20 protein-coding genes are annotated in these 25,023 nt (G+C 62.6%); 8 read left to right on the top strand and 12 right to left on the bottom strand.

Annotation, left to right across the window (positions count from 1 at the left end):
* The first annotated feature begins 195 nt into the window (after positions 1-195).
* The 3 genes from AC1DD5_RS09100 to AC1DD5_RS09090 all read left to right on the top strand — a co-directional run bounded on the left by AC1DD5_RS09100 (position 196) and on the right by AC1DD5_RS09090 (position 3,346).
* The gene (locus tag AC1DD5_RS09100; RefSeq protein ID WP_477521185.1) at positions 196-1,359 is read left to right on the top strand and encodes a VIT1/CCC1 transporter family protein; all 1,164 of its coding nucleotides are present in this window, start codon (positions 196-198) and stop codon (positions 1,357-1,359) included.
* Between the two features lie 144 nt (positions 1,360-1,503).
* Complete coding sequence (locus tag AC1DD5_RS09095) at positions 1,504-2,316, top strand: matrixin family metalloprotease (protein WP_477521276.1); 813 nt, start codon at positions 1,504-1,506, stop codon at positions 2,314-2,316.
* Positions 2,317-2,431: 115 nt separating this feature from the next.
* Positions 2,432-3,346: a matrixin family metalloprotease gene (locus AC1DD5_RS09090; RefSeq protein ID WP_477521184.1), complete on the top strand. Its 915-nt coding sequence runs from the start codon at positions 2,432-2,434 to the stop codon at positions 3,344-3,346.
* A 9-nt stretch (positions 3,347-3,355) separates the two neighbouring features.
* Here AC1DD5_RS09090 and AC1DD5_RS09085 read toward each other — a convergent pair whose 3' ends face one another.
* A complete protein-coding gene (locus tag AC1DD5_RS09085; protein ID WP_477521275.1) occupies positions 3,356-4,489 on the bottom strand; it encodes an LOG family protein in 1,134 nt (377 codons plus the stop codon).
* A gap of 74 nt (positions 4,490-4,563) precedes the next feature.
* On the opposite strand from AC1DD5_RS09085, the gene AC1DD5_RS09080 reads away from it, so the two are divergent.
* Both AC1DD5_RS09080 and AC1DD5_RS09075 read left to right on the top strand, forming a co-directional pair.
* The gene (locus AC1DD5_RS09080; protein WP_477521183.1) at positions 4,564-5,364 is read left to right on the top strand and encodes a gamma-glutamyl-gamma-aminobutyrate hydrolase family protein; all 801 of its coding nucleotides are present in this window, start codon (positions 4,564-4,566) and stop codon (positions 5,362-5,364) included.
* A gap of 128 nt (positions 5,365-5,492) precedes the next feature.
* Complete coding sequence (locus AC1DD5_RS09075) at positions 5,493-8,393, top strand: chitobiase/beta-hexosaminidase C-terminal domain-containing protein (RefSeq protein WP_477521182.1); 2,901 nt, start codon at positions 5,493-5,495, stop codon at positions 8,391-8,393.
* 626 nt (positions 8,394-9,019) lie between these two features.
* Here the strand turns inward: AC1DD5_RS09075 and AC1DD5_RS09070 are convergent.
* From AC1DD5_RS09070 to AC1DD5_RS09060, 3 genes are all read right to left on the bottom strand, one after another.
* A complete protein-coding gene (locus AC1DD5_RS09070; RefSeq protein WP_477518141.1) occupies positions 9,020-10,042 on the bottom strand; it encodes a Gfo/Idh/MocA family oxidoreductase in 1,023 nt (340 codons plus the stop codon).
* Between the two features lie 71 nt (positions 10,043-10,113).
* Positions 10,114-11,157, bottom strand: coding sequence for a sugar phosphate isomerase/epimerase family protein (locus AC1DD5_RS09065; RefSeq protein WP_477518107.1), 1,044 nt, complete (start codon positions 11,155-11,157; stop codon positions 10,114-10,116).
* On the bottom strand, positions 11,154-12,332 hold the full coding sequence (locus AC1DD5_RS09060; RefSeq protein WP_477521181.1) for a Gfo/Idh/MocA family protein: 1,179 nt from the start codon (positions 12,330-12,332) through the stop codon (positions 11,154-11,156). Before AC1DD5_RS09060 ends, AC1DD5_RS09065 begins: the two co-directional genes overlap by 4 nt.
* A gap of 127 nt (positions 12,333-12,459) precedes the next feature.
* On the opposite strand from AC1DD5_RS09060, the gene AC1DD5_RS09055 reads away from it, so the two are divergent.
* Positions 12,460-13,461, top strand: a complete 1,002-nt coding sequence (locus tag AC1DD5_RS09055; protein ID WP_477518105.1) for a LacI family DNA-binding transcriptional regulator — start codon at positions 12,460-12,462, stop codon at positions 13,459-13,461.
* Between the two features lie 94 nt (positions 13,462-13,555).
* On the opposite strand, the gene AC1DD5_RS09050 is transcribed toward AC1DD5_RS09055, so the two are convergent.
* The 3 genes from AC1DD5_RS09050 to AC1DD5_RS09040 all read right to left on the bottom strand — a co-directional run bounded on the left by AC1DD5_RS09050 (position 13,556) and on the right by AC1DD5_RS09040 (position 16,607).
* A complete protein-coding gene (locus AC1DD5_RS09050) occupies positions 13,556-14,482 on the bottom strand; it encodes an ATP-binding cassette domain-containing protein (protein ID WP_477518104.1) in 927 nt (308 codons plus the stop codon).
* Positions 14,483-14,494: 12 nt separating this feature from the next.
* Positions 14,495-15,547 (bottom strand): ABC transporter permease, encoded by a 1,053-nt coding sequence (locus AC1DD5_RS09045; RefSeq protein ID WP_477518103.1) that lies wholly within the window; start codon positions 15,545-15,547, stop codon positions 14,495-14,497.
* A gap of 64 nt (positions 15,548-15,611) precedes the next feature.
* Positions 15,612-16,607: a substrate-binding domain-containing protein gene (locus tag AC1DD5_RS09040; RefSeq protein ID WP_477521180.1), complete on the bottom strand. Its 996-nt coding sequence runs from the start codon at positions 16,605-16,607 to the stop codon at positions 15,612-15,614.
* Between the two features lie 308 nt (positions 16,608-16,915).
* On the opposite strand from AC1DD5_RS09040, the gene AC1DD5_RS09035 reads away from it, so the two are divergent.
* Entirely contained in the window at positions 16,916-17,656 is a 741-nt protein-coding gene (locus AC1DD5_RS09035; protein ID WP_224093760.1) for a GntR family transcriptional regulator, read from the top strand.
* A 17-nt stretch (positions 17,657-17,673) separates the two neighbouring features.
* Positions 17,674-18,567 carry a 5-deoxy-glucuronate isomerase gene (gene iolB / locus AC1DD5_RS09030; protein ID WP_477518101.1) on the top strand — a complete coding sequence of 298 codons (894 nt, stop codon included), beginning with the start codon at positions 17,674-17,676 and terminating at the stop codon, positions 18,565-18,567.
* Between the two features lie 70 nt (positions 18,568-18,637).
* Here the strand turns inward: iolB and AC1DD5_RS09025 are convergent, their stop codons facing one another.
* From AC1DD5_RS09025 to iolD, 5 genes are all read right to left on the bottom strand, one after another.
* Complete coding sequence (locus AC1DD5_RS09025) at positions 18,638-19,510, bottom strand: sugar phosphate isomerase/epimerase family protein (protein ID WP_477518100.1); 873 nt, start codon at positions 19,508-19,510, stop codon at positions 18,638-18,640.
* 9 nt (positions 19,511-19,519) lie between these two features.
* Entirely contained in the window at positions 19,520-20,533 is a 1,014-nt protein-coding gene (locus AC1DD5_RS09020; RefSeq protein ID WP_477521179.1) for a Gfo/Idh/MocA family protein, read from the bottom strand.
* A 41-nt stretch (positions 20,534-20,574) separates the two neighbouring features.
* The gene (locus tag AC1DD5_RS09015) at positions 20,575-21,492 is read right to left on the bottom strand and encodes a sugar phosphate isomerase/epimerase family protein (RefSeq protein WP_477521178.1); all 918 of its coding nucleotides are present in this window, start codon (positions 21,490-21,492) and stop codon (positions 20,575-20,577) included.
* A 24-nt stretch (positions 21,493-21,516) separates the two neighbouring features.
* Positions 21,517-23,028 carry a CoA-acylating methylmalonate-semialdehyde dehydrogenase gene (locus tag AC1DD5_RS09010; RefSeq protein WP_477521177.1) on the bottom strand — a complete coding sequence of 504 codons (1,512 nt, stop codon included), beginning with the start codon at positions 23,026-23,028 and terminating at the stop codon, positions 21,517-21,519.
* Positions 23,029-23,094: 66 nt separating this feature from the next.
* Positions 23,095-25,020, bottom strand: a complete 1,926-nt coding sequence (gene iolD / locus AC1DD5_RS09005) for a 3D-(3,5/4)-trihydroxycyclohexane-1,2-dione acylhydrolase (decyclizing) (RefSeq protein ID WP_477521274.1) — start codon at positions 25,018-25,020, stop codon at positions 23,095-23,097.
* Between the last annotated feature and the right edge of the window lie 3 nt (positions 25,021-25,023).

Raw genomic sequence — 25,023 nt, 5'->3', positions numbered from 1 at the left:
GGGGAGGGCCCCCGCCCCTGTCCTTCCATCTGAGCACTGTGCTTGAAGAGGGTCAAGGCATGCGTGGATAGCGCCCAAAATTAAGGCACGCCGAACATTCCCGCTAAGGAATACCGGCCAAAAATCCGCGCCAATAAGCGGTACAGTGGGCGTTGCAATGGGGCCGCAACTACCCCACCCAGCACAGGAGAGAAAGTGCAAAAGCACCAGGAATACCACGGTTCGTCGAGCCCCGCTCCGGACCCCACCCCCGGATCCGGAACACCGCCCCAACCAGTCCCGCCCACGCTTGCGGACATCAGGCGCTGGCGTCAATACCTGGCCGATGAGCGCGCCGAAGCCGCCGTCTACCGGGAGCTCGCCCAGCGTCGTGACGGCGAGGAACGCCAGATCCTGCTCGCCTTGGCCGAGGCCGAGGGAAGGCATGAGGCACACTGGCTCAAGCTGCTCGGAGAGCATGCTGGAATGCCGAAGGGTGCCTCCACCCGTAGCCAGCTACTTGGCTTCCTGGCACGGCACTTCGGTTCCGTTTTCGTGCTCGCGTTGGCTCAGCGCGCGGAAGGCCGCTCCCCTTACGGTGCCGAGCCTGCCGCGACCCCGGCCATGGTTGCCGACGAACAAATCCACGAAGAAGTTGTCCGGGGCCTCGCTACCCGTGGACGCAACAGGCTCTCCGGTACCTTCCGTGCCGCTGTTTTTGGTGCCAACGATGGCTTGGTGAGCAACCTTTCACTGGTTATGGGCATGGCAGCAACGGGCGTTCCCAGCCCTGTGGTCCTCATGAGTGGCGTGGCGGGTTTGCTGGCCGGTGCCCTGTCCATGGGTGCCGGTGAGTACGTTTCGGTCCGCTCGCAACGGGAGTTGCTCAACGCCACCCTGCCCACGCAGGCTACCCTCACTGCCGCGCCTTCTCTGGACATCGAGCACAACGAGCTCGTGTTGGTCTACCTGGCCAGGGGCATGACCCGCGAGGCCGCCGAGCACCGCGCGGCCGAACGCATGGGACTCTTCAGCTGTGACTGCGATCCAAGCCTTTCCTTGCAACCGGAGAAGGAGCAACCCGCTGACGACCACGAAACCGTGGGGTCTGCGTGGGGTGCCGCGATGTCCAGCTTCTGCTTCTTCGCTTCCGGAGCCATCGTGCCCATCCTTCCGTTTATTTTCGGCATGACGGGTGTGGCGGCGCTGACAGTAGCCGGTGTTTTGGTGGGGATCGCGCTCCTGGCGACTGGCGCCGTCGTCGGACTGTTGTCCGGGACCTCACCGCTGAGCCGCGGCTTCCGGCAGTTGGCGATCGGCCTGGGTGCTGCGGCCGCCACCTACGCGCTTGGCCTCGCGTTCGGAACGATGATCGTCTAGGCGGTAATGTTGGTTCGTCCTCCGCGCGGCCCCGCGTGACCGGGGCGTAGGGAATGGAGAACCGTGGATTCGGAGCAGCCGCCGTTGCGCGCGCCAAAACACCGTCGTGCGGGCACAACCCTCCGAATTCTTCGCGGCGTCCTCATGGCCGGTGTCGCCGCTGTCGTGGCTGTCCTTGTCAGCGGTTTGCTCCACGGCGATCCGCGAATCGTCGGGCTGTTTCCGGGCGTGGCCCTGCCCAATTCGCCCAAGAGCGAGCCGATCCAGCAGACCCCGGCCCGTGCCTTGGACGCGCCGCCTCCAGGAATCGAGGAGGCGGACGCCCCGCTGGCGTCGCCACTGCCACCAGCTAACGCCAGCAATTCATACAAGTTCCTTGCAACCAACGACGACGGCACCCCGGTTGGGTACTCGCCGTGCCGACCCTTGCACTACGTGGTAAACGACGCCACTGCACCGGAGGGTACGGATGCACTGCTTGCCACCGCAATCGCCAATATTTCCGCGGCGTCCGGAATCCAGTTCGTCAACGATGGCAGCACCGACGAACTCCCCACAGCGAAACGCGAACCGTACCAACCGTCCAAGTACGGCGACCGGTGGGCGCCCTTGCTGATTTCATGGACCACACCTGAGACGGCTCCAGCGCTGGCTGACAGCGTCATCGGTACGGGCGGCAGCACCATGTACTCACTGAATAATGGTGCCAAGAGCTACATCACGGGCAGCCTGGAGCTCGACACCCCGCAAGTAGCGGAGCTTCTTGCGGAGGACGGCGGTTCGGACTATGTGCTGGCCGTTATGCAGCACGAGCTGGGGCACGTCATGGGTTTGGATCATGTTGATGATCCCATTCAGCTGATGTACCCGGAGATCGGCGCCCCTGACGGATTGGCCGCCGGCGACCTGAACGGCCTCCACCTCCTGGCCTCGGCTCCTTGCCGCAAGGACATCTGAAGCTCCGAAGCTTGGCCTCACCGCCATGGACTCACCGCGCCATCGGTTCTATCCTGACGGAAGCGGCCGACGGCGGCGCTCACCGTCCGATTGGGCCGTCCCGTGAGGGGGTTCGATGGAACCTTATGGGTCGCCGGAGAGGCCAGACCCCTATCCCCCGCCGCCTTATCAGCAGCATGCCACGCCGCCGCCCAGGCCGCCCATCAAACACAGCAGCATCGCGGCCATCCTGTTCCTGTTCGGCATCCTCGGTTTGGTCTGCGCCGGCGCCTACTTCAGCGGCGAACTGCAAAAGTTCTGGTCCGATTCCACGACGCAGAGCCAAGCGCCGCACCCCGGGCTGGTTCCCTTTGGCCAGCGTCAGGATCCGCTGCCCGGCTTTGAAGAAGCCGACGCGCCACTGGGGACGCCGGCGCCATTGCAGCGAACCAGCACTTCCTACAAATTCCTGGCCGTCAAAGCAGACGGAACTCCCCTGGCATACTCCCCTTGCAGACCGATCCACTACGTGGTCAACTCGGATCTGGCCCCAACGAGTTGGTATTCCATGGTGGAGGACGCCGTCCGGCAGGCCAGCCTCGCCTCCGGGCTGCAGTTCATTTATGACGGTCCGACGTCCGAAATCCCGAGCACCAACAGGGCCGGCTACCAGCCCACCACTTACGGTGACCGCTGGGCGCCTGTGCTCATTGCCTGGACTACACCAGAGCAGGTGCCTCGGCTGACCGGGCAAACGGTCGGCTTGGGCGGAAGCTCTTCCATCGGCCTGAGCAACGGCTATAAGGCCTACGTGACTGGCTCGGTATCGTTGGATGCACCCCAGTTCGCCGGGATCATGGACTCACCCCAAGGCAAGGAAGTGGGCACAGCTGTGATCATGCACGAACTCGGACACGTTCTTGGTTTGGACCATGTGGATGACCCCCGCCAACTGATGTACGACCAAGCCTCGTGGGTTCGAGAGTACGCCGCCGGGGACAAGACGGGCCTTGCCCAACTCGGCTCCGGCCCCTGCAGTAAGGACTTCTAGCAAAGATTTCTAGCCGGCCACCACTGCGAGCGCATCCTCCACAGTGTCCACCAGGAAGATCCTCTCCGCCATGGGCCTCCCGGCAGCGAGGCTCCGCAGCATCGGCCACGCCGGGTAGGTCTGTTCCCAATGATCGCGGCCCACCAGGACCATGGGAGTGATGGTTTCGGGAGCGCCGTAATAGTTTTCGCAGGCGTCCTGGAAGATCTCCTGCACGGTTCCGGCGGAACCCGGCAGGAACACGATCCCGCCGTTGCAAAGCTCCAGGAGGATCGCTTCCCGGATCGCGTTGGCGAAGTACTTCGCGATGTGGGTTGCGAACAGGTTTGGTGGCTCGTGGCCGTAGAACCACGTGGGTATGCCGAGCGTCGCGGTGCCTTCCGGGTAACGTTCGACGACGGCGGCTGCTTGCCGCGCCCAAGCCGTCACCGAGGGCCTGAACCCCGGTACGGAAGCGAGCGTTTGAACCGCTGCGCTGGAATCGGCGTCGGGCAGTCCGCTGAGGTAGGCGCCCATGTTGGCTGCTTCCATCGCACCGGGGCCACCGCCGGTTGCTACCGTGAATCCGGCTTGCGCCAGCAGGCGACCCAGCCGCGCGGCGTCGGCGAATTCCTTGGTTCCGCGCTGGGCGGCGTGTCCTCCCATGACGCCTACCAGCTTGGTACCGGATAGCTCACCGTCTTGCAGCAGTTCGTCCAGGGCATCGCCAATGGCGTGGTCGTGGAGGGCTGCGGCGAGCGTCGCGTCCAGGCTTGCCCGCTTGCCCGGAAGGATGCTCCACTCATAAATCCTCGCGTCCAGGGTGGCTTCGTACTCGGTAGTGGAAATGTCCTCGTAGAGTTCCCTGGCCGTGTAGAGGGTGCCGCGATACGGGTTGAACGGCACGCCGCGCATCTTGGGAAAGATGAGCGCGCCGCGGCTTCGAAGGCTCTCCTCGATGCCGTCGTCGAAAGTGCATCCCAGGAAGATAGCGCCCTGCGGGTCCATCATTTTTAGTTCCCGGGAGCGTCCGCGAAGGTCCAGCGACTGTGCGTGCCAGCCGTGCATGGACCCGGCCCCGGAACTGACCAGCTTGTCAAAATGGACGATGCTTTCGACGTCGAGCGTCCGTGGACTTGGGTTCAAGGCACCGGAGGGATTCATGGCATCAGCGTAGTAGTGCCGAACGGCCTGAGTCCCGTTTACGCGCAGGGCGATGTTCCGTTGCATGATGAAGCATGAAGACTTCAGATGACGGCGCTTTCGCCCGGCCGCGTATCGGAGTTCCGGTCCGCCTGAGCAGCTCGGACAATCCCGACGCCCGCGTGGGCGAAGCCAACCAACTGTTCACCTTTATTGTGGATTTGCTCCGTGAAGCCGGTGCACAGCCGGTGTTGCTGACCCCCGTTTCGGCCGACAGCGCCGGGCGTCTGGCCTCCGTCATGAAAACGCTCGACGGCGTGCTGCTGCCCGGTGGCGGGGACCTGGAACCGCGTCTTTATGGCCAGGACCCGGAGGATTCGGTCTATGACGTCAACCCCGAGCAGGACCATTTGGACATTGACATCGCCCGGGCAACGATCGACGCCGGCCTTCCGCTGCTGGGGATCTGCCGCGGCCATCAGTTGTTGAACGTGCTCTACGGCGGGACGTTGATCCAGGACATGGCACCTTCCGCCGTCAACCACAACGGGCTGAATCCCGACGATCCCACGGCCAATGAGTGGGCGTGGCACGACGTCGTGCTGGTACCCGGTTCGAAGACCGCCGCGCTCTATGGCGCACCGGAAGGGACCTCCATCAAGATCGCCTCGGGGCATCACCAGGCGGTGGCCAGGGTGGGTGAAGGCCTGGTGGTGACGGCGATCGCCGACGACGGCACGGTGGAAGCGCTTGAAGACCCTTCCCGTTGGGTTGCCTCCGTGCAGTGGCATCCGGAAGCTTCCCAGCTTCCGGATGCGGAGCGGTTGGCGCCTTTTAAAGCGTTCGTGGAAGTGTGCCGGAACCCTGTTCAGGCCCGGCCCGGAGGAGTACAGTAGCGCTCACTGCATCGCTTTCCGTTCCTCTGAGAGCTCGGCTAGCGCATAACTCCATTCGAATGACGTCCCGATGGGCGTCGTAAGTTTGCCGGCTGGGGGGCCCAACATCTGCTCAAAGGAGCATGGTTGTGGACCGTCCAAAATACGTCCGTCGTGCGAATCGGCAAGCCCATTTTTTCAGCCTTCTGGGTTTTATCTTTAGTCCGGCTCTGGCCTTCGCGGGACTCGTCGCATTTTCCGCCACCCCTGCGGTGTCAGCCGTACCGCCGTGCGCAGGAACCGGCGGCGCCATGCAGATCGTGGCCCACACGGACGATGACCTGATTTTCCTGAGCCCCGATTTCATGAGGGATATCCAGGCCAAACGCTGCGTCCAAACCGTGTTCACCACTGCGGGCGAGGCCGGCGAGGGCGCTTCGTACTGGAAGGGCCTGGAAGCTGGAATCAGGGCCAGTTACTCCAAGATGGCAGGGGTGTCTGATTCGTGGACCACCTCGGACGCAGGCGTTCCCAACCGGCCGCTGACTATGCAAACCCTCAATGGCGCGCCCAACATCTCTGTGGTGTTCATGCGGCTCCCCGATGGTTTCCCGAATGGTGATGGCAGTGCGGCGTACAACGACCAGAGCATTCTCAAACTCTGGGATGGACGGCTTTCCTCCATCAGGCCCGTGGACAATGCCGCCACGTTCACCAAGTCCCAGTTCCAGACTGCACTGAACCGGCTGGTTGCCAACTTCCAACCGACCACGTTCCGTACCCAGGATTGGACTGGCAACTTTAACAACCCCTACGACCACAGCGACCATTGGGCAACCGCCAAATTCGCGCAGTTGGCTACGCGCAGCTACACCGGCCCCCACACTTCCCTGGCCTACGATGCGTACGTTATTGACGAGTACCCCCAGAATGTGACGGGTGCTGAACTCACTGCGAAGGTGGACACCTTCGTGCGATTCGCGGATTTCGACATGTATATCTGCAGCAGTCCCGGCGAAGGTTGCCCCGATTCCCCCTACGACGAGTGGCTGAAGCGGCAATACATCACAGCCATTGAGTGGGTGGGCAATGCCGCAAAATCTGCAGGGACCACCGTCACGGCGTCATCCCAGAAAGCAACAGCCCAGAGTCCGGAAAAAGCCCGGGATGGGTACGACTGGGGCGCTCCCATGGACGCAACCCGTGAGTGGGTAACAGCCGGCGAAAAGGCAGGCAGTTGGATTCAGTACAACTTCTCCCCCACAAGGACCATCAACTCGGTGACCTTGTTCGACCGGCCGCTCCTCTCGGACCAAATCACCGGAGGAAACCTGTTGTTCTCGGACGGAAGCACAGTGACAGTCCCTGCCCTTCCCAATAATGGCTCCGGACTCACCATCAACTTCCCGGCAAAGACCGTGAGCTCTGTGCGTTTGAACATCACCTCGGTAAGCTCCACCACCACGAACGCCGGTCTGGCCGAGTTTGAGGCGTACCTGGGCACGGACAACGTTGCTCCCGTGGTTACTGCGACGCCTCCGGGTGGAACATACGCTGTGGGTCAATCCATCACCCTCACCGCCAATGAGACGGCGACGATCTACTACACCACGGACGGCAGCAACCCCACGACGGCGAGCAGCAAGTACGCCAGCCCCATCCCGCTGAATGGCCCGATGACCCTGAAGTACTTCGCCGTTGACGGCGCCAACAATTCCTCGGTCGTGGCCACCCAGACGTACTCCACGGGCCCTGACATCACCAAACCTGTTGTGACAGCCAACCCTGTAGGGGGCGCCTATCCTGCAGGTACCACCATCACGTTGTCCGCCAACGAACCAGCGGAAATCCGTTACACCGCAGACGGCACCGATCCCCTCACAGCCGGCCTGGTGTACACCGCGCCAATAACGTTCAATGGGCCCGGCCCCATGACCCTGAAGTACTTCGCCAAGGATACGGCTGGAAATACCTCCGACGTCGCAACACAGACCTACACGATTCCGCCGGACACGACGGCTCCTGTTGTGACGGCCAATCCCACCGGACGGGCCCTGGCCAGCGGCGCCACGATCACGCTGAGCGCCAACGAGCCTGGGGCGGCCATCTATTACACGACGAACGGCAGCACCCCCACGGCCACGGAATCTGCTACCAACATCAAGTACTCCAGCCCGATTGTGATGGGCAGCTCCACGCTGACGCTCAAATACATAGGCGTGGATACCGCAGGCAACACCTCGCCCGTGGGCACCCAGACGTACACCGTTCCCGCAGCCGGACCGCCGTCGGCCCATGACTTCAACGGTGACGGCCGCGCTGACGTCCTGGCGGCTGATACCGCCGGGAACCTGTACCTGTATCCCGGCAACGGCGCAGGTGGACTCGGCCCACGGCAACTCGCCTTGCCTGCACCCGCCTGGTCAGCCAACACGGACACCATCACCCCGGGCGATTTCAACAGCGACGGGAAGCCCGACGTCCTGGCACGATCCGGGGACGTCCTATGGTTCTACCCCGGTGATGGCGCCGGCAGCTTTGGCGCCCGGAAGCAGGTCAGCATCGGTTGGAGCACCATGACGCAGATCTTCTCACCAGGGGATTTCAGCGGTGACGGTATTCCCGATCTCATGGCACGTCGCAGCAACGGCGACCTCCGTTTGTATGAAGGAAATGGCGCTGGAGGACAGCGGACCCCCTATACCGTCGGCTGGGGTTGGGGCGTCATGAACTCCATCTTCAGCAGCGGCGATTTCAATGGTGACGGCAAGGCAGATGTACTGGCGCGGCGCACTGATACAGGCGCATTATGGCTATATCCGGGCAATGGTTCCGGGGGCTGGCTGCAATGGACGCAGATCGGGACGGGCTGGGGAACCCGCACTGCGCTGGCCGGACCACGGGACCTTGACGGCGACGGTAAGAACGACGTCGTAGGCCGCATCGGAGACACTTTGTGGCTCTATCCCGGATCGGGAAGCGGAACGCTCAGCAACGTTCCGCCCGTTAGCCTCGGCACGGGTTGGCAGGCCATGAAGGTCATCGGCTGATCAGCCCCCCATAGACCTGGCGCGGGTCGGAGTTTTCCCCCAGACTCATCCGGCCCGCGTCAGCTACGTCCGATCCTCTCTCACATCGACGCCCCTCCCGCCCGATCCTCTCTCACATCGAGGCCCCTTCCGCCCGATCCTCTCTCACATCGGGCCACCTTTCGCCCGATCCTCGCTCACGTCCCGCAGCGGTAGGTCCCGACGTCCGCACTCAGGTCAGGTGCCGACGTCGTGGCTTTACTGAAGCAAGGGAGAGACGAACGCCGCCAATCCATCAGGATGTGAGAGAACATCGGGGAAAAAGCCGCAGGACGTGAGAGAAGATCAGGCGGCGACGCGGACCCGGACGCCAGTTTTAAAGGATTCCTGGGCGGCGTCCGCCCACCTTGACAGCAGCTACCTGACCGATCCTCTCTCACATCGAGGCCCCTTTCGCCCGATCCTCTCTCACATCGAGGCCCCTTTCGGCCGATCCTCTCTCACGTCCCGCGCGGCAAGTCCCGACGTCGGCACTCAGGTCAGGTGCCGACGTCGTGGCTTTCCTGAAGCAAGGGAGAGAGGAACGCCGGCAATCCCGCAGGATGTGAGAGAAGATCAGGGAAAAAGGCGCAGGATGTGAGAGAAGATCAGGGGGCGACGCGGACGGGGACGCCGGTTTCGAGGGATTCCTGGGCGGCGTCGGCCACCTTGGAAGCAGCGACAGCGTCCTCGGGAGTGCACGGATTCTTGCGTTCCCCGAGGACCAATTCCACAAACGCAGCCATCTCGGAGCGGTACGCCTGGTCGAAGCGTTCGGCAAAGGTCTTGTGGGAGTTGCCGAACGGGAACGCAACCCCTGGCTCGGCCGAGCGGACAGCCATCTGTTCGTCCATGCCAACCACCACTGAGCCATCAGAGCCTTGGAGTTCCAGCCGGACATCATGCCCGGCCCCGTTGTAACGGCTGGCTGAGACCGTGCCTACCGTGCCGTCGTCGAACGTTACTACCGCCAGGGCGGTATCGACGTCGCCCACCTCACCGATTGCGGGGTCGCCATTGTTGGAGCCCTTGGCGTAGACCTCCACGATTTCCTTGCCCGTGAGCCAGCGAAGGATGTCGAAATCGTGCACGGAGCAATCTCGGAACAGGCCGCCCGAGGTTGCCAGGAATTGGACCGGCGGCGGTGTCATGTCGCATGTGAGGGCACGGACGGAGTGGATCCAGCCCAATTCTCCGGCTTCGTAGGCCCGCTTGGCTTCCAGGTAGCCGGCGTCGAAGCGGCGTTGGTGGCCGATCTGCACGGTTCCACCCTTCTCCCGGATGTACTCAAGGACCGGCAGGGACTGGGCGACATTCACGGCCACCGGCTTCTCGCAGAACACGGGAATCCCAGCATCCACACCGGCGCGGATGAGGTCCGGGTGTGTCGCCGTGCCGGTGGCGATCACCAGTCCATCCACACCCGAGGTGATCAACTCCGCCACCGAACCAAGGAATTCCGCTCCACATTCAGCAGCCACGGATCGGGCGTGTTCCTCCGCCACGTCGGTCAGCTTGAGTTGGACCTGGACACCCTCCGGGTTCAGGACGTGGTTGAGCGCGCTGATGTTCTTGGCGTGCATTACGCCAATCCGACCGACACCCACCAGGCCGAGGGTCACTTGCTTCATCATTATCTGTCTCCGTCAGTGCAGCAGAAGTTGAGTCTTAAGAGGGATTCTTGAGGCGACACTAAACCTTGTCAGTTTGTCCTGTCAAATGGCCCAACGGCAGAAGCGTTCAGTGACGCTTCCAACGCCGCGTCAGCATCCTTAAGGACCTGCGTCGCCACTTCAAGTCCTTCAATGCGACCCAGGGAAACGTCCTCGTGTTCGATGTTCACCAGCATGTTGGGATCAACCTCATGGAGCGCCCGGAGGAACTCTGTCCAAAAGGCCGTATCGTGTCCACGGCCCAAGGCAACGAAGTCCCAGGCCGAGTTCTTGGGCCATTCGTTGGCCCACTCGTCGCCGCCCAGGTTGGTGCGGTTTTCCTCGGGTGAAAGCCGTCGGAAGCCGTTGTCCAAAACTCCGTACAGCGCAGCGTTGTCCTTGTTCACGCGGACGTCCTTCGCTGCTGCCTGGAACACCAATGGGCCAAGTTCGCGGACCACAGCCACAGGGTCCATCTGCTGCCAGAAGAGGTGCGAAGCATCGAGTTCGACACCAACATGGGTGGCACCGGTGAGCTCGATGAGTTTGTAGACATCAGCGGTGTTGAAGACGAGGTTCTGCGGGTGCAGTTCCAGCGCCACCTTGACGCCGTGATCAGCAGCAAGGCGGTCCGTTTCCTTCCAGAACGCAGCGGCCACATCCCACTGATAATCCAGCACGTCCAGGGCCGCGGAGTTCCAGGCGTTGACTACCCAGTTGACGGTGGTCGCTCCTAGCTCGCCGCCCGGCAGGCCGGACATGGTTACAACCCGGTTCTGGCCGAGGCGATGGGCCAGGCGAATGGAGCGGCGGATGTCTTCGGCATGCTTCTCACCGATTTCGCGCTTGGGATGCAGCGGATTGCCATTGCAGTTCAGGCCAGCGATGGAAACGCCGGTGCCCTCGAAGATCGCCAGATAGTCGTCGCGCGCTGCGTCGCTTTCCAGAATCTGGTCAAAGGTGGGGATGTGCACGGCGGGCAGGAATCCACCGGTGTTGATCTCAATGCCCGTGAGGCCAAGATCAGCTATGACCTTCAGCGCTTCGGGAAGCGGGCGGTCGTGCAGGATCGCGTTGTAGACGCCGAGCTTCATAGCGTGATCTTCTTTCCGTTGTTCAGGCTGGATTCGGTGACTGCATTGAGGAGTTCCATGTTGCGGACGCCTTCATCGAAGGTGGCGCAGCGAGGCAGGGATGCTTCTGCGTTGAGCCCGGCAACTTCTTCGAGGAACGCTCGGGCCTGATAGCCGAATGCGTCGTTCTGGCCAAAGCCAACTTCCGGGGCGTCCATGGCGAGTCCGCCGGCGATGTACGGGTGGCCCGGGCCGAGGATGACTTGGCGGTAACCGTTCTCGATACCTGAGCCGTCATTGAGGAACAGCTGGATTTCGGCCGGGCGGCGCTGATCGAACTTGGCGGCGCCGTTCTCGCAGAAGACCTCGAACTGGAGGCTGTTGGCATGGCCGGCTGCAACGCGGGAGACCTCGAAGCTTCCGGCGCCGTTGGTGAACTCTGCGTTGAAGGCTGCGTAGTCGTCATTCTCGACCGCTTCGAACGTGTCGCTGACGGCCACGTGATCGTGACCCATCACGGCACTCAGCGGAAGAGGGCGCTTGGCAATCGCCGTGGCGAGCCGGCCACCGCTGATGGACTTGATATCGCCGCACAGGAATTCGGATACGTACGTCAGGTGACTTCCGACGTCGGCCAGCGCACCGGAGCCGGGCCCGCCTTTGTATCGCCAGCTCATGGGCGCCGTGGGGCTGAAGCCGTAGTCGGTCCAGTACCTGCCACTGAAGTGCAGGACGTTCCCGAGAACGCCGTTCTGGATCAGGTCACGGATGTAGGCGATGCCCGGAGTCCGGCGAAAGGTGAAGCCGATGCGGGCAAGCGTTCCACGTGCCTCTGCTTGCCGGGCGGCGTCTGCCATGGCGCGGGCATCGGCCAGGGTATCGCTGAGCGGCTTCTCGCACAGCACGTGCTTGCCGGCGGCGAGCAGGCCTTCCACGACTTCGCGGTGGAGGGAGTTGGCGATGACCACGCTCACCACGTCAATGTCACCAGCCTCGGCGATTGCCTGCCAGCACGTATCGTTGCGCTCGTATCCAAAACGTCGGGCAGCCAGAGACCCAAATTCAGCATTCACGTCGCCAATCGAGACGAGGCGGAGCTGTGGCAGTACCGGGCTGTAGAGGGCAGATGCCGTGCGGTACGCGGCAGCGTGGCCTTTGCCGGCCATGCCTGCAAAGCCCACGCTGCCGCGTACCATGAGGCATAAGCGGCATTTTGTAGCGCTACAATTTTTGCACTGGGTTTGAGCGTAGCTATGTCCATATGTCCTGTCAATCCTTAAGCGACTATCCTCAAGGACAGACACGAAAGGCACACCGATTCCGTTGAACAACGCACAGACTCGACGCCCCACCCTCTACGACGTCGCCACGCAGGCCGGAGTCTCGCCGTCGTTGGTTTCCTTGTTCCTCAAGGACCCGGCGAGGATCAGCGAAAAGCGTAGGCAAGCCGTCCAAAAGGCGATACACGATTTGGGCTACCGGCCAAGCCGGGCTGCCACCACTCTTGCCAGCCACCGCACCAAGAGCATCGGCCTGGTGATCGACGATTACCGGAACCCCTGGTTCGTGGATCTCCTCCGGGGTATGGAATCCGTCCTTTCGGATCTTGGCTACCACGTCATGCTCGCGGACTCCAGGCCTGGCGCGAACCGCATCAAGGAAGCCACAGACGGCCTGCTGGCCATGCACGTGGACGCCTTGGTCCTGGCCGCCGAGCCCAGCGAACCCATGCTCGCTGGAACGTGGGTCCCCACTGTGGTTGCCGGATGGCGGAAGGGCGTCCCGACAGGCGCGGACCTGATAACCAACGACGACGACCGCGGGGGCAGCATGGCAGCGGACCACCTGCTGGGGTTGGGCCACAGCCGCATCGGCCACCTTTCGGGGTCCGACGGCGCGTCAGCACACCGGCGCGCCGGTTACCAACGCGCGCTGGAGGCTGCCGGCGTCGAAGTCGTCATCGGCCAGACTGAAGGAACGTCTGAAGAAGACGGGTACGGAGCCGCTTGCTGGCTTCTCGATCACCACCCCGGCACTACCGCCATCTTCGCCGCCAACGACACCATGGCGCTGGGCGCTTTCGCCGCCATCAAAGCCCGTGGGCTTTCCGTGCCCCACGATATTTCGGTGATCGGGTACGACAATTCCCCGTTAGCCAAGTCGCGCTTCCTGAACCTCACGTCCATCGATAACCGAAGCGACCTTGTGGGCATGGACGCTGCTCGAAGGCTGCTGGCCCGCATCGACGATCCTGCGTTGGAGCCGGAGCGGAAGCTCATCGAGCCGACGCTAGTACTCCGCAGCACGACGTCGGCGGTTCGGTAGAGGCGGACGCTGCAGGGGGCCGCTCACTGGGGGTGCCGGAAACGACTCTGCCCGGAGCCATCAGGCGCTCCGGGCAGAAGTCCGCGGAACAAACCTAGTGCCGCTTCGTGGCACCCTCCGGTGCAGCGTCAGCCACACCCGCCACTTCAGCCTTAACCTCCTCGAGCGCATCGGAGTGCCCGCCGAGCTGCTCCAGCTCATGGGCCAGCTCCGCGAGCTCTGCACCGCCGGCCATTTGGGCCGTCAGCTCATCCAAGGTGATGTCCTTCTTGTCGTAGTAGCCGATCGACTTGCCGCGCTTGAGCAGCAGGAAGCGGTCACCCACAGGGAAGGCGTGGTGCGGGTTGTGGGTAATGAAGATAACACCGAGGCCGCGGTCGCGGGCCTGGAGGATGTACCGAAGCACCACGCCGGACTGCTTCACGCCAAGTGCGGCCGTGGGCTCATCCAGGATCAGCACCTTCGCACCGAAGTACACGGCCCGGGCGATGGCGACACACTGGCGCTCGCCGCCGGAGAGCTGACCGATGGGCTGGTCAACATCGCGGAGGTCGATACCCATCTCGGCCAGTTCCTTCAGCGTGATGTCCTTCATCTTCTGGACATCCATGCTCTTGAACGGACCGAATCCGCTGATCAGTTCCGAGCCAAGGAAGAAGTTACGCCAGATGGGCATCAGTGGAACCACTGCCAGGTCCTGGTAGACAGTGGCGATACCGGCGTCGAGGGCGTCCCTGGGCGAATTGAACTTTCTGGCATCGCCCATCACGTGCAAGGTGCCTTCGTCGTGCTGGTGCAGGCCTGCGATGATCTTGATCAGCGTTGACTTGCCGGCGCCATTGTCGCCCAGGACGCAGGTAACCCGGCCGTTGTCCACAGCCATGGTGACATCGCGCAGGGCGATGATGTTGCCGTAGTGCTTGCCTACTCCCTCGAGCGAAAGCAGGTGCACGGGTGTGTGCGTCAACGGGTCCTTCTCGTTTTTCAGCAGTGTCTGCTGGTCGATCTGTTGTGCGTTCATTGTTCCGGCCCCTTACTTGAGCTCTGCCCGGCGCTTGACGATCAGGTTCACGATGGTGGCCAGCAGGAGCATCAAGCCCAGGAAGAACTTGAACCAGTCCGGATTCCATTGTGCGTACACGATGCCCTTGTTGGCCATGCCAAAGATGAAAGCACCGATTGCGCCACCCACTGCCGAGCCGTAGCCGCCTGTCAGGAGGCATCCACCGATGACGGCAGCAATGATGTAGAGGAACTCGTTGCCAACACCTTCGCCGGACTGCACAGCATCGAAGGCAAAGAGGTTGTGCATGCCCAGAATCCAGCCGCAGAAACCAACAGCCATGAAGAGGCCGATCTTGGTCTTGGTCACAGGGACGCCAACTGCGCGGGCAGCATTGGCGTCGCCGCCCACTGCGAAGATCCAGTTGCCAACGCGGGTGCGCAACAGGATCCACGAGGCCACTGCCACCAGGATGATCCAGAAGAAGACTGTGATCTTGACTTCCACGCCGCCGATGCTGATGGAGGAGGCGAACACCGCTCGTGCCGATTCGAACCCGTCCAGTTTGGAGATCGACGGCGAGGAGACGCTGCCGCCGATGAGGCGGGTCAGTGCCAGGTTCAGGCCCGTCAACATGAGGAAGGTCGCCAGGGTGACGATGAAGCTTGGAAGTTTGGTCTTGACGAGAATCCAGCCGTTGATGAATCCAATGCCCAGCGAGACAACCAGTGCCAACGTGACACCAACCCAGGCATTCATTGAGAAGTTCCAGCTGAAGAGCGAGGCGGTCAGGGCGGAAGAGATCACGGCCACACCGGTGGAAAGGTCGAACTCACCGCCGATCATCAGCAGGGAAACTCCTACGGCCATGATGCCAATGGTTGAGGACCCGTACAGCACGGTGGCGAGCGCGTTCGGCTGCGTAAACGTCTGGGAAACAGACGCGAAGAAGATGAAAAGGACAACTGCTCCGACCAGTGCACCGACCTCGGGCCTTGCCAGGAACTTTTGGACCGGACTACGGCGTCCGACCCGTTCGTCGCCAGGCGATGTCGCCGGCGGCAGGGTTGCTGTGTTTGCCATGGGAATGACTCCTTGTTGGTCAGGCTGCGCGGCGGTCTCCCGCCGCGCAGCCTGATGCCTGGATCTAGCGGACGCCCTGCTGGGCGAACTTGAGGACATCGGAGGCGTTGGTCTTGTCTACGATGGTTGGTCCGGTCAGGACCGGCTGCCCGCCGCCGATCTTGAAGCCGCCGCGCTTTGCCTGCCACAGGGCATCAACTGACATGTAGCCCTGAAGCCATGGCTGCTGGTCAACGGTGAAGATCACTTGGCCGTCTACGATCTTCTGGGCGAGATCGGCATTGAGGTCGAAGCTGGCCACCTTGGCCGAACTGCTGGCGTCAGTAACGGACTTGAGCAGGGTGAGGGTGATGGGGGCGCCGAGACCGATGATCACATCAGCATCTTTGGACGCCTGGAGTTTCGCTGTGGCCGTTGACTGGACCGCGGTCATGTCCTTGCCATCAACGTAGAGGATTTCCGTTGCCGGGACCTTGGCCTTCACGCCGGCGCAGCGAGCTTCCAGGCCCACGTGGCCTTGCTGCTGGATGACGCACACAGGGTGCTTGTAGCCTTCTGAAGCGAGCCGCGTGCCAACTGCCTCGCCTGCGAGCTGTTCGTTGGATCCGAAGTGCGTGAAAGCGCCCAGCTTGCTGGAAACCGATTCACCCGCATTGAGGCTCACCACGGGAATACCAGCATCGGTGGCCTTCTTCAGCACATCCTTCAAGGCGTCCGGAGTTGCCAGTGTGACAGCAATGCCGTCCACCTTCTGGTCGATGGCCTGCTGAACAAGCTGTGCCTGGCGCCCGGCTTCGGGATCGCTGGTGTACAGGAGTTCCACGTTGTCCTTGCTCGATGCTTCCTCTGCGCCCTTGCGGACGATGTCCCAGAAGGTGTCACCAGCCGCTGCGTGCGTAATGAGGGCCACCTTGATGCGTGCCGTGCTGGCTGCTTGTCCGGCCGCTGCACCTCCCCCGGAATCTGCCGGCTTACCACCCTGGCTCGAACAGGCGCTCAGGGCCACCAATGGAACCACTGCTGCGACGAGCGCCGCTTTGCGCCACGAGAATTTTGCCACCGTTATCTCCTTTGATGTCAGCTTCGGGCGTCCGGGGACTCGTGCCCGGATCGCCTGCTACCTCGATCATGGTGACTCGTCTCACACTTTGTCAACAGTTTGTCCTGACATTAGGATGTTTTTACGTAAGTTCCTCGAGTAGATGACGCCGCAGCGTGGGTGGAAGTCACTTCCTTGACCAGCACAGCCCGGCTGCTATTATCAGAAAAAGGCAGTATGTCCTATCAAGAGAACATGAGCGGACATACTCATCCATCCGGCCGGGATACTGCTTCCCGGGCCGGGCTTCCGCAGGCTAGGAGAAACCCGTGGCGAACCAACTCAGCCTCAGCATCGACCGTTCGTCCCCGGTGCCGCTCTATCACCAAGTGGTCCAGGGAATCGAAGCCGCCATCCATAGCGGAGTCCTGGAACCGGGCAGCAGGTTGGACAACGAAATCGACCTTGCGGCACAGCTGAACCTGTCCCGCCCCACCATGCGAAAGGCCATGGACGAACTGGTCCGCTCGGGCCTTCTGGTGCGTAAACGTGGCGTTGGTACCCAGGTTGTTTCAAGCCAGGTCCGGCGTCCCCTGGAACTCTCCAGCCTTTTCGATGACCTCAGCAATAACGGCAAGAAGCCCACCACGGATGTGCTCAGCTTCTCCCACGTGGAGGCCGACGCCGCCACACTCACCGCGCTTCAACTGCCGCCTGGGTCAAAGGTCTACCACTTCACCCGCCTCCGCAAAGTTGGCGGCAAGCCCCTGGCGCTCATGGAGAACTGGGTCCGTGACGACATCACCAGCATGGACGAAGCCCAGCTCTCCAGCGAGGGGCTCTATTCGATCCTTCGTCGCGGCGGCGTGAATTTCCGATTGGCATCCCAGCGCATCGGCGCCATGATCGCCAATGACTACCAGGCTCCCCTTCTCGAAGCCGAAGTGGGTTCGGCGCTTGTGACCATGGAGCGCACCGCGGTGGATGACACGGGACGCATGGTTGAAACGGGACACCACGTCTACCGCGCCGATTCCTACAGCTTTGAAATGACACTCGTACAGCGCTAACGCAAGGACACAAACTTATGGCCAACTGGGTCTACCCACTGGGAACAGCTACTGACGGCAAGTGGGATATCTCGCTCGGCACTTCCGATTCCACTCTCGCGATCGACGGCTGGGCCCATACGGGACTGAAGGTTGCCACGCTCGTGCCTGGTGCCGCCGTCGAGCTTCCTGCCGCTGCGGAAGAACGCATTGTGGTTCCGTTGAGCGGTTCGTTTACCGTGACGGTCGACGACGGCGAGTACAGCCTCGCGGGCCGGCATTCGGTTTTCCACGGGCCAAGTGACGTCCTGTACACAGGTATCGATAAGGCTGTCACCATCAGCTCGCACGACGGCGGCAGGGTGGCAGTCGCGACCGCACCGGCGAAGGCCGAGTACCCAATCCGCCTGATCACGGCAGCCGAGACCCCCGTAGAGCTGCGTGGGGCGGGCAACTGCTCCCGGCAGGTCCACAACTTCGGCACACCGGCTGCGTTGGAAGCTGATCGTTTCATTGTCTGCGAGGTCATCACCCCCGGCGGCAATTGGTCCTCCTACCCTCCCCACAAGCACGATGAGGAGAAGGAAGGCGAGACCAGCCTGGAGGAGATCTACTACTTCGAAACGCGCGTCGCTGAAGGTTCGCCCGCCCCGGAAGACTCAGACGCCATCGGCTACGCCCGCGTCTACGCCTCCGATGACCGGCCCATCGATGTTTCGGCTGAGGTCCGCACCGGTGACGTGGTCCTGGTCCCGTACGGCTGGCATGGACCTGCCATGGCAGCTCCGGGCTACGACCTCTACTACCTGAACGTCATGGCAGGCCCCGGACGCGTGCGCGACTGGCTCATCAGCGATGACCCCCACCACGGCTGGATCCGCCAGACCTGGGACGGCCAGGACGTGGACCCAAGGCTCCCGTTCGGCGCCTAACTTCCCGAGCTGGTGCACAGCCAAGGCCCCCTGGATGATATCCAGGGGGCCTTAGCCGTACTCAAGCTACCTATTTTGTTCCGGCGATGTAGTCGTTCATCGTCTTGAGCTGATACCGGGAAACGTCCTCGGCATTCTCGTCCTCTGCGAACACCGAAGAGACCATGACGGTGTTCTCCTTGTCCAGGAACCCGATCTCCTTCAGGCCGCCGAAGAACTCGTCCCAGTTCACGTCCCCGTCACCGATCTTGAGGTGCTGGTGGACGCGGACAGCGTTGCCAGGCGGGTTGGTGATGTACCGGAGGCCGTGTGAGGCGTGGTGGTTCATCGTGTCAGAGACGTGCACCAGGCGGAGCTTGTCGCCGGCTGCACGCATGATCTCCAACGGCTTGTTGCCCATATGGAAAGAGTGCGAAGCCACGTAGACCATGCCGATGTTCGGGGAGTTCACGCCCCGGATCACACGCAGTGCAGCCAGACCATCCTCCACGAAGTCGTCCGGGTGGGGATCAATGAGCACATCCATGTCTTCGCGCTCGATGATCGGCAGGAGCTCCTCCATGGAACGGTAGAACGCGCGTTCAGACTCCTCGGCATTCTCGGGGCGGCCACTGAACTCCGTGTTCATGGTCTGGACCCCGAGATCGACGGCGATCTGGATGGCCCGCTTCCAGTAGCGGACCGCAGCTTCCCGGGCGTCCTCATCGGGTCCAGACCACCGCAGGACGGGCAGGACCGAGGCGATTTCGACGCCGGCGTCCTTACACGCTGCCCTCAACTTACCCACAAGCTCGTCATCAGCTTTGGGGTGGTTGAAGAACGGGATGAGGTCCGCATGGGGAGTCATCTGCAGGTACTTGTAGCCGAGATCAGCTGCCACGCGCGGGAACTCCAGCAGCGTATGGCTGTGGTGGAACGGAGTGGGATCAAGGGCGATCTTCATAACAGTCCCTTACTTGTAGAGATCCGGCTTGGTGTTCAACTGGACCTTGACCTTTTCGCCCGACTTCTGGGCCTCGACGCCGGCCTCGCAGCAGGCAGCGGTGGCATAACCGTCCCAGGCGGTGGGACCGCCGATTTCGCCGCGAAGGGCGGCATCAACCCAAGCCTGGACCTCGACGTCGTACGCTGCTCCGAAGCGCTCCTCGAAGCCCGGAGTGACGCTGCCGCCCCACTTGCCAGCGGACTGGATGTAAGGGCCGCTGTCCCCGCCGATGCTCACAATGCCGTCCTCGAAGGACGCCTGAGTGGCCACCTGGTAGCCGAACTTGGCGTTGACGTAAATCTCGACGTCGGCCAACACGCCGGACTCGGTTTCAAGCAGCACATGCTGGGGGTCGTGCTGGCCATTCGGGGCGTTGCGCGTAGGCTTCCCCAAGCGGACCTGCACGGACGTGATTTCCTCGCCGGTGAAGTAACGGATGGCATCGAACTCGTGGACCACGGAGTCGTTGATCAGCATCTCGTTGGTGAAGCCCTCAGGCGTGCTGGGGTTGCGGTGCTGGTGGTGCAACATCAACAGCTCCCCCAATTCACTGTTGCGGATGATCGAACCCAGCGCTGAGTACTCGGCATCAAAACGGCGCATGAAACCCACCTGAATGCGCTTGTGGCCCAATGCCAGTTCAGCCTGGACAACCTTCCACGCGCTTTCTGCATCCGGCGTCAGCGGCTTCTCACAGAGAATCGGGAAGTCCTTCTCCAACGCCTTGTACAGGATTTCCTCGTGCAGGAAGCCCGGCGTGGCGATCAGGACGGCGTTGACGTCACCATTGTTCAGCGCCTCATCGGCACTGGACAGCGCCACGGCGCCGTCGATTCCTTCAACGGCAGCCTGCGCGCGGGCAAGGTCAACATCGACGACGGCGGCTACTTCAGCGCCGTGGATGCGGGTGCTGAGGCGCTTGATGTGGTCCGCACCCATGCGGCCTGCGCCGATGACGGCAACGCGGAGAATCTTTGTCACTTTTCTATCCTTCGTGAGGTTCGGTTTGTTACTGGACCGCGCTACTGGACCCGTGTGCGGGATCCGCAGGAGAGCAGATAGTTCCGGGTTCGCTTGGCGATGGGCATCGGCACATCGAACGCTACCGGGTACATGTCCTGCTCCACGATGCCAAAGATCGGCCGGTTGAGGCCTTCCACGGCTTCGATCACGGCGCGCAGGTCCGGGAGGCCGTTGGGCGGCTCGGTCATGACGCCGGCCAAGTTGGCAGCGGCCCAGGTCATGTTCTTCTCGTTGACCTCTGCAAGGATCTCCGGGTTGATCTGCTTGAGGTGCAGGTAGCCGATCCGGTCGGGGTAATTCTTGATGAGCTCCAGGCTGGAAGCGCCACAGTACTCCGCGTGGCCCGTGTCCAAGCAAAGGTTCAGGTACTGGGGATCCGTTGCCGCCAAGAGGGTTTCGATGTCCTGCTGCGCGCCAACGTGGGAGTCCGCGTGGGAGTGGAACTGCTGGTGCAGGCCAAAGTCCTCCAACAGGACCTTGCCCATCCGGTTGTGGCCGGCGAAGAGATCAGCCCACTGTTCGTCGGTCAGTTCGCCATTCTCTACGGCCTCGCCCGTGACGTCGTCCCGCCACATCGTGGGGATAACCACAATGTGTTCGCCACCCATGGCCGCAGTCAGTTCGGCCACCTTACGGGCCGGCTCCCAGGCTTCGTCGTACTGCTTGGCACCACGGTGGAATGCCGTGAACACCGTTCCGGCAGTGACCTTGAGGTCGCGCTGCTTGAGCTCTTCAGCCAGACGGGTGGGGTCGTTGGGCAGGTAGCCGTAGGGACCCAGTTCAATCCATTTGTAACCGGATTCAGCAACCTCATCCAGGAACCGTTCCCACGGAGTCTGCTGGGGGTCATCGGCAAACCACACGCCCCAGGAGTCGGGGGCGGTGCCGATGATGAGCTTGTTCTCGACGTCAGTCATGACAGCGGTGTCTTTCTAGGAAGGTTAGTTGGAGGGGAAGTTGTAGGAGGCGCCGGAGGCGTGGGTGGGTTCGGGCCAGCGGGAGGTGATGACTTTGCCGCGGGTGTAGAAGGACACGCCTTCGGGGCCGTAGATGTGTTTGTCGCCGAAGAGGGAGTTCTTCCAGCCACCGAAGGAGTGGTAGGCCACGGGGACGGGCAGGGGCACGTTGATGCCGACCATGCCCACGGTCACGGAGCGCTGGAATTTACGGGCTGCGGCGCCGGAGGAGGTGAAGATCGCGGTGCCGTTGCCGTAAGGGTTGGCGTTGATCAGCGCGATGCCTTCTTCGAGGTCGGCGACGCGGACCACGACCAGGACGGGGCCGAAGATTTCCTCGGTGTACGCAGTCATCTCGCTGGTTACGTGATCGATCACGGTGGGTCCGACCCAGAAGCCTTCTTCGTGGCCCGGGACGACGAGGTCCCGGCCGTCCACGACCATGGCCGCGCCGGCATTTTCGGCTTCGGTGACGATCTTGAGGATGCGTTCCTTCGAGGCCGGGGTGATGACCGGGCCCATGTCGGCGTCGGGTTCGGTGCCGTTGCTGACCTTGATGGCCAGGGCACGTTCTTCGACTTTCTTCACGATCAGGTCGGCGGCGTCTCCGACGGCGACGGCGACGGAGATCGCCATGCACCGTTCCCCGGCGGAGCCGAAAGCGGCGGCGGCGAGGTGGTCTGCGGCGTTGTCCAGGTCCGCGTCGGGCATCACGATCGCGTGGTTCTTCGCCCCACCCAGGGCCTGGACTCGCTTGCCGCGCTTCGTGGCGGTCTCATGCACGTACTGCGCGATCGGCGTCGAGCCAACAAAGGAGATGCCGTCTACGTCCGGGTGGGTCAGGAGCCCGTCGACGGTTTCCTTCCCGCCGTGCAGGACCTGGAACACCCCATCCGGCAGCCCGGCCTGCTTCCACAGGCGGGCGAGGAGCATCGGGGCGGACGGGTCACGCTCGGAGGGCTTGAGGATGAACGCGTTGCCCGTGGCGATCGCCATCGGAGCCATCCACAAAGGCACCATCACCGGGAAGTTGAACGGGGTAATGCCGGCAACCACGCCCAGGGGCTCACGGAAGGAGAACACGTCGATGCCGGTGGAGACCTGGTCCGAGTAGTCGCCCTTGAGCAGCTGCGGAATGCCGCAGGCGAATTCGATGACTTCCAGGCCGCGGCCGATCTCGCCCTTCGCGTCGGAGAGGACCTTGCCGTGCTCGGCGGTGATCAGTTCGGCGAGGTCGTCCACGTGCGCGGCGACCAGCTCACGGAACTTGAACAACACGCCCGTGCGTTTGGCCAGGGAAATATCGCCCCAGGACTCGGCAGCTTTCTTCGCCGCGGCCACCGCAGTGTTCAGGTCAGCCTCGTTGGCCAGGCGCAACTCGGCGCTGACCTGCCCCGTTGCCGGGTTATATACGGGCTGGGTGCGGTCGCCGTCGCCTGCGGTTTCGGCGCCGTTGATGAAGTGGTTAATGGTGGTCAGTGTGGTCGTCGTCGACATGCGGACTTCCTTTGGTCTGTGGCTTTGAAAGCTGTGGCTTTAGAGGCGGGGGCTGTGTGTTGGGAATCAGCCGAGCAGCTTGCGCTGGCGGTTCTTGTGCTCGGTGTACGTCGTGTAGGCCTGCCGGGTGGATTCGAGCTCGGAGATCTGGGAGACGGGAACGTCCCACCAGGATTCGGAGCTGGGCGCGTCCAGCAGAGGATCGGACTCGACGTGGATGACGATCGGGCCGGTTTCCGGGGCTGCCTTGGCTTCTTTGATGGCCGCGCCGAGGGCTTCGATGACGTTCTCGCCCGGTTCGATCCGGATGACTTTCGCGCCCAGGGATTCGGCGTTGGTGGCCAGATCGATCGGCAGGTGCTCGCCGGCGTCGAAACTGTGCTGTTCCTTGTCCAGGACCCGGTACTGCGTCCCGAAACGCTGGGAACCGAGGGACTCGGACAGCGAACCGATGGAAGCGTAGCCGTGGTTCTGGATCAGAACCACGATCAGCTTGATGCGTTCGGCGACGGCGGTGACCAGTTCGGTATGCATCATCAGGTAGGAACCGTCCCCCACCATCACCACCACATCCCTGTTCGGACCGCCGGCAGCGGCTTCGGCCAGTGCTGCGCGCTTCACGCCCAACCCGCCCGGGATTTCGTAGCCCATGCAGGAGTATGCGTATTCCACGTGGTAGCCGAACGGGTCACGGACCCGCCACATTTTGTGCAGGTCACCCGGCAGGGAACCCGCGGCGCAGATGACAACATCCTGGTCATCCATGGCCTTGTTCGTCGCGCCGATGATCTCGTTCTGCGCCGGTAATGGCGTGAACCGGGTATCAAACGCTTCGTCCACGATCGCGTTCCAGCGTTTCTTCTCCGCCGCGACCTTTTCTTCAAGGTCAGCACCCACACGGTAGCCGCCCAAGGCCTGGTTCAGTTTCACCAGGGCCTTGCGGGCGTCGGCGACGACCGGAATGGTGGTCCCGTGCTTGTAGGCATCGATGGGGGCGACGTTGATGTTCACGAACTTCACGTCCGGGTTCTGGAACGCGGTGCGGGACGCGGTGGTGAAGTCTTCGTAGCGCGTTCCGATCCCGATGACCAGGTCCGCTTCGGCAGCGATGGCGTTGGCCGCCGTCGTGCCCGTGGACCCGATCGCACCCAGGGAGTGTTTGTGGTCCCAGGGCAGAACCCCGACGCCAGCCTGCGTGTTCCCCACGGGAATGCCGGTCAGTTCGGCGAACTTGGCGAGTTCTTCATTGGCGTAGGCGTACAGCACACCGCCGCCGGCGATGATCACGGGGCACTTCGCGGCCCGGATGGCCTCGACGGCGCGGCGGATGTCCTCGTCCTCGGCCTCGGGACGGCGGATCCGCCAGTCACGCTCGGCCAGGAACTCTTCCGGGACGTCCAGGGCCTCGGCCTGGACGTCCTGCGGCAGGGAAATGGTCACCGCGCCTGTCTCGGCCGGGTCCGTCAGGACACGCAGGCCGTGGTGGAAGGCCGAGAACAACTGCTCCGGACGGGACACCCGGTCAAAGAACTTCGACAACGGACGGAACGCATCATTGACCGTGATGTCGTACGCGTACGGCAACTCCAACTGCTGCAACACCGGGTCCGCTGCCCGGGTGGCGAACGTGTCACTCGGAAGCAGCAGCACCGGCAACCGGTTCGTTGTGGCCAGGGCGGCACCTGTCAGCAGGTTCGAGGAACCGGGTCCGATCGAGGTGCTGATCGCGAACGTCTGGCGCCGGCGCGTGTGCCGCGCATAGCCAACCGCCTGATGCGCCTGGGCCTGCTCATTGCGGCCTTGGTAGTACGGCATGATGGACGGGTCCGCTGCCTGGTACTGCTTCAAAGCCTGACCAACGCCAGCAACGTTGCCGTGCCCGAAGATACCGAACATGCCCGGGATCAGGCGCTCACGGTACTCCTGGCCTCCGATGGAATCCACCGTGTACTGCTTGGAAAGGAACTCGACCACGGCCTGGGCCACGGTCATCCG

This window comes from Paenarthrobacter sp. 10L420 (genome assembly GCF_056395385.1).
Note: the sequence above shows the minus strand (reverse complement) of the source record. Positions and strands in the feature narration are given on the sequence as shown.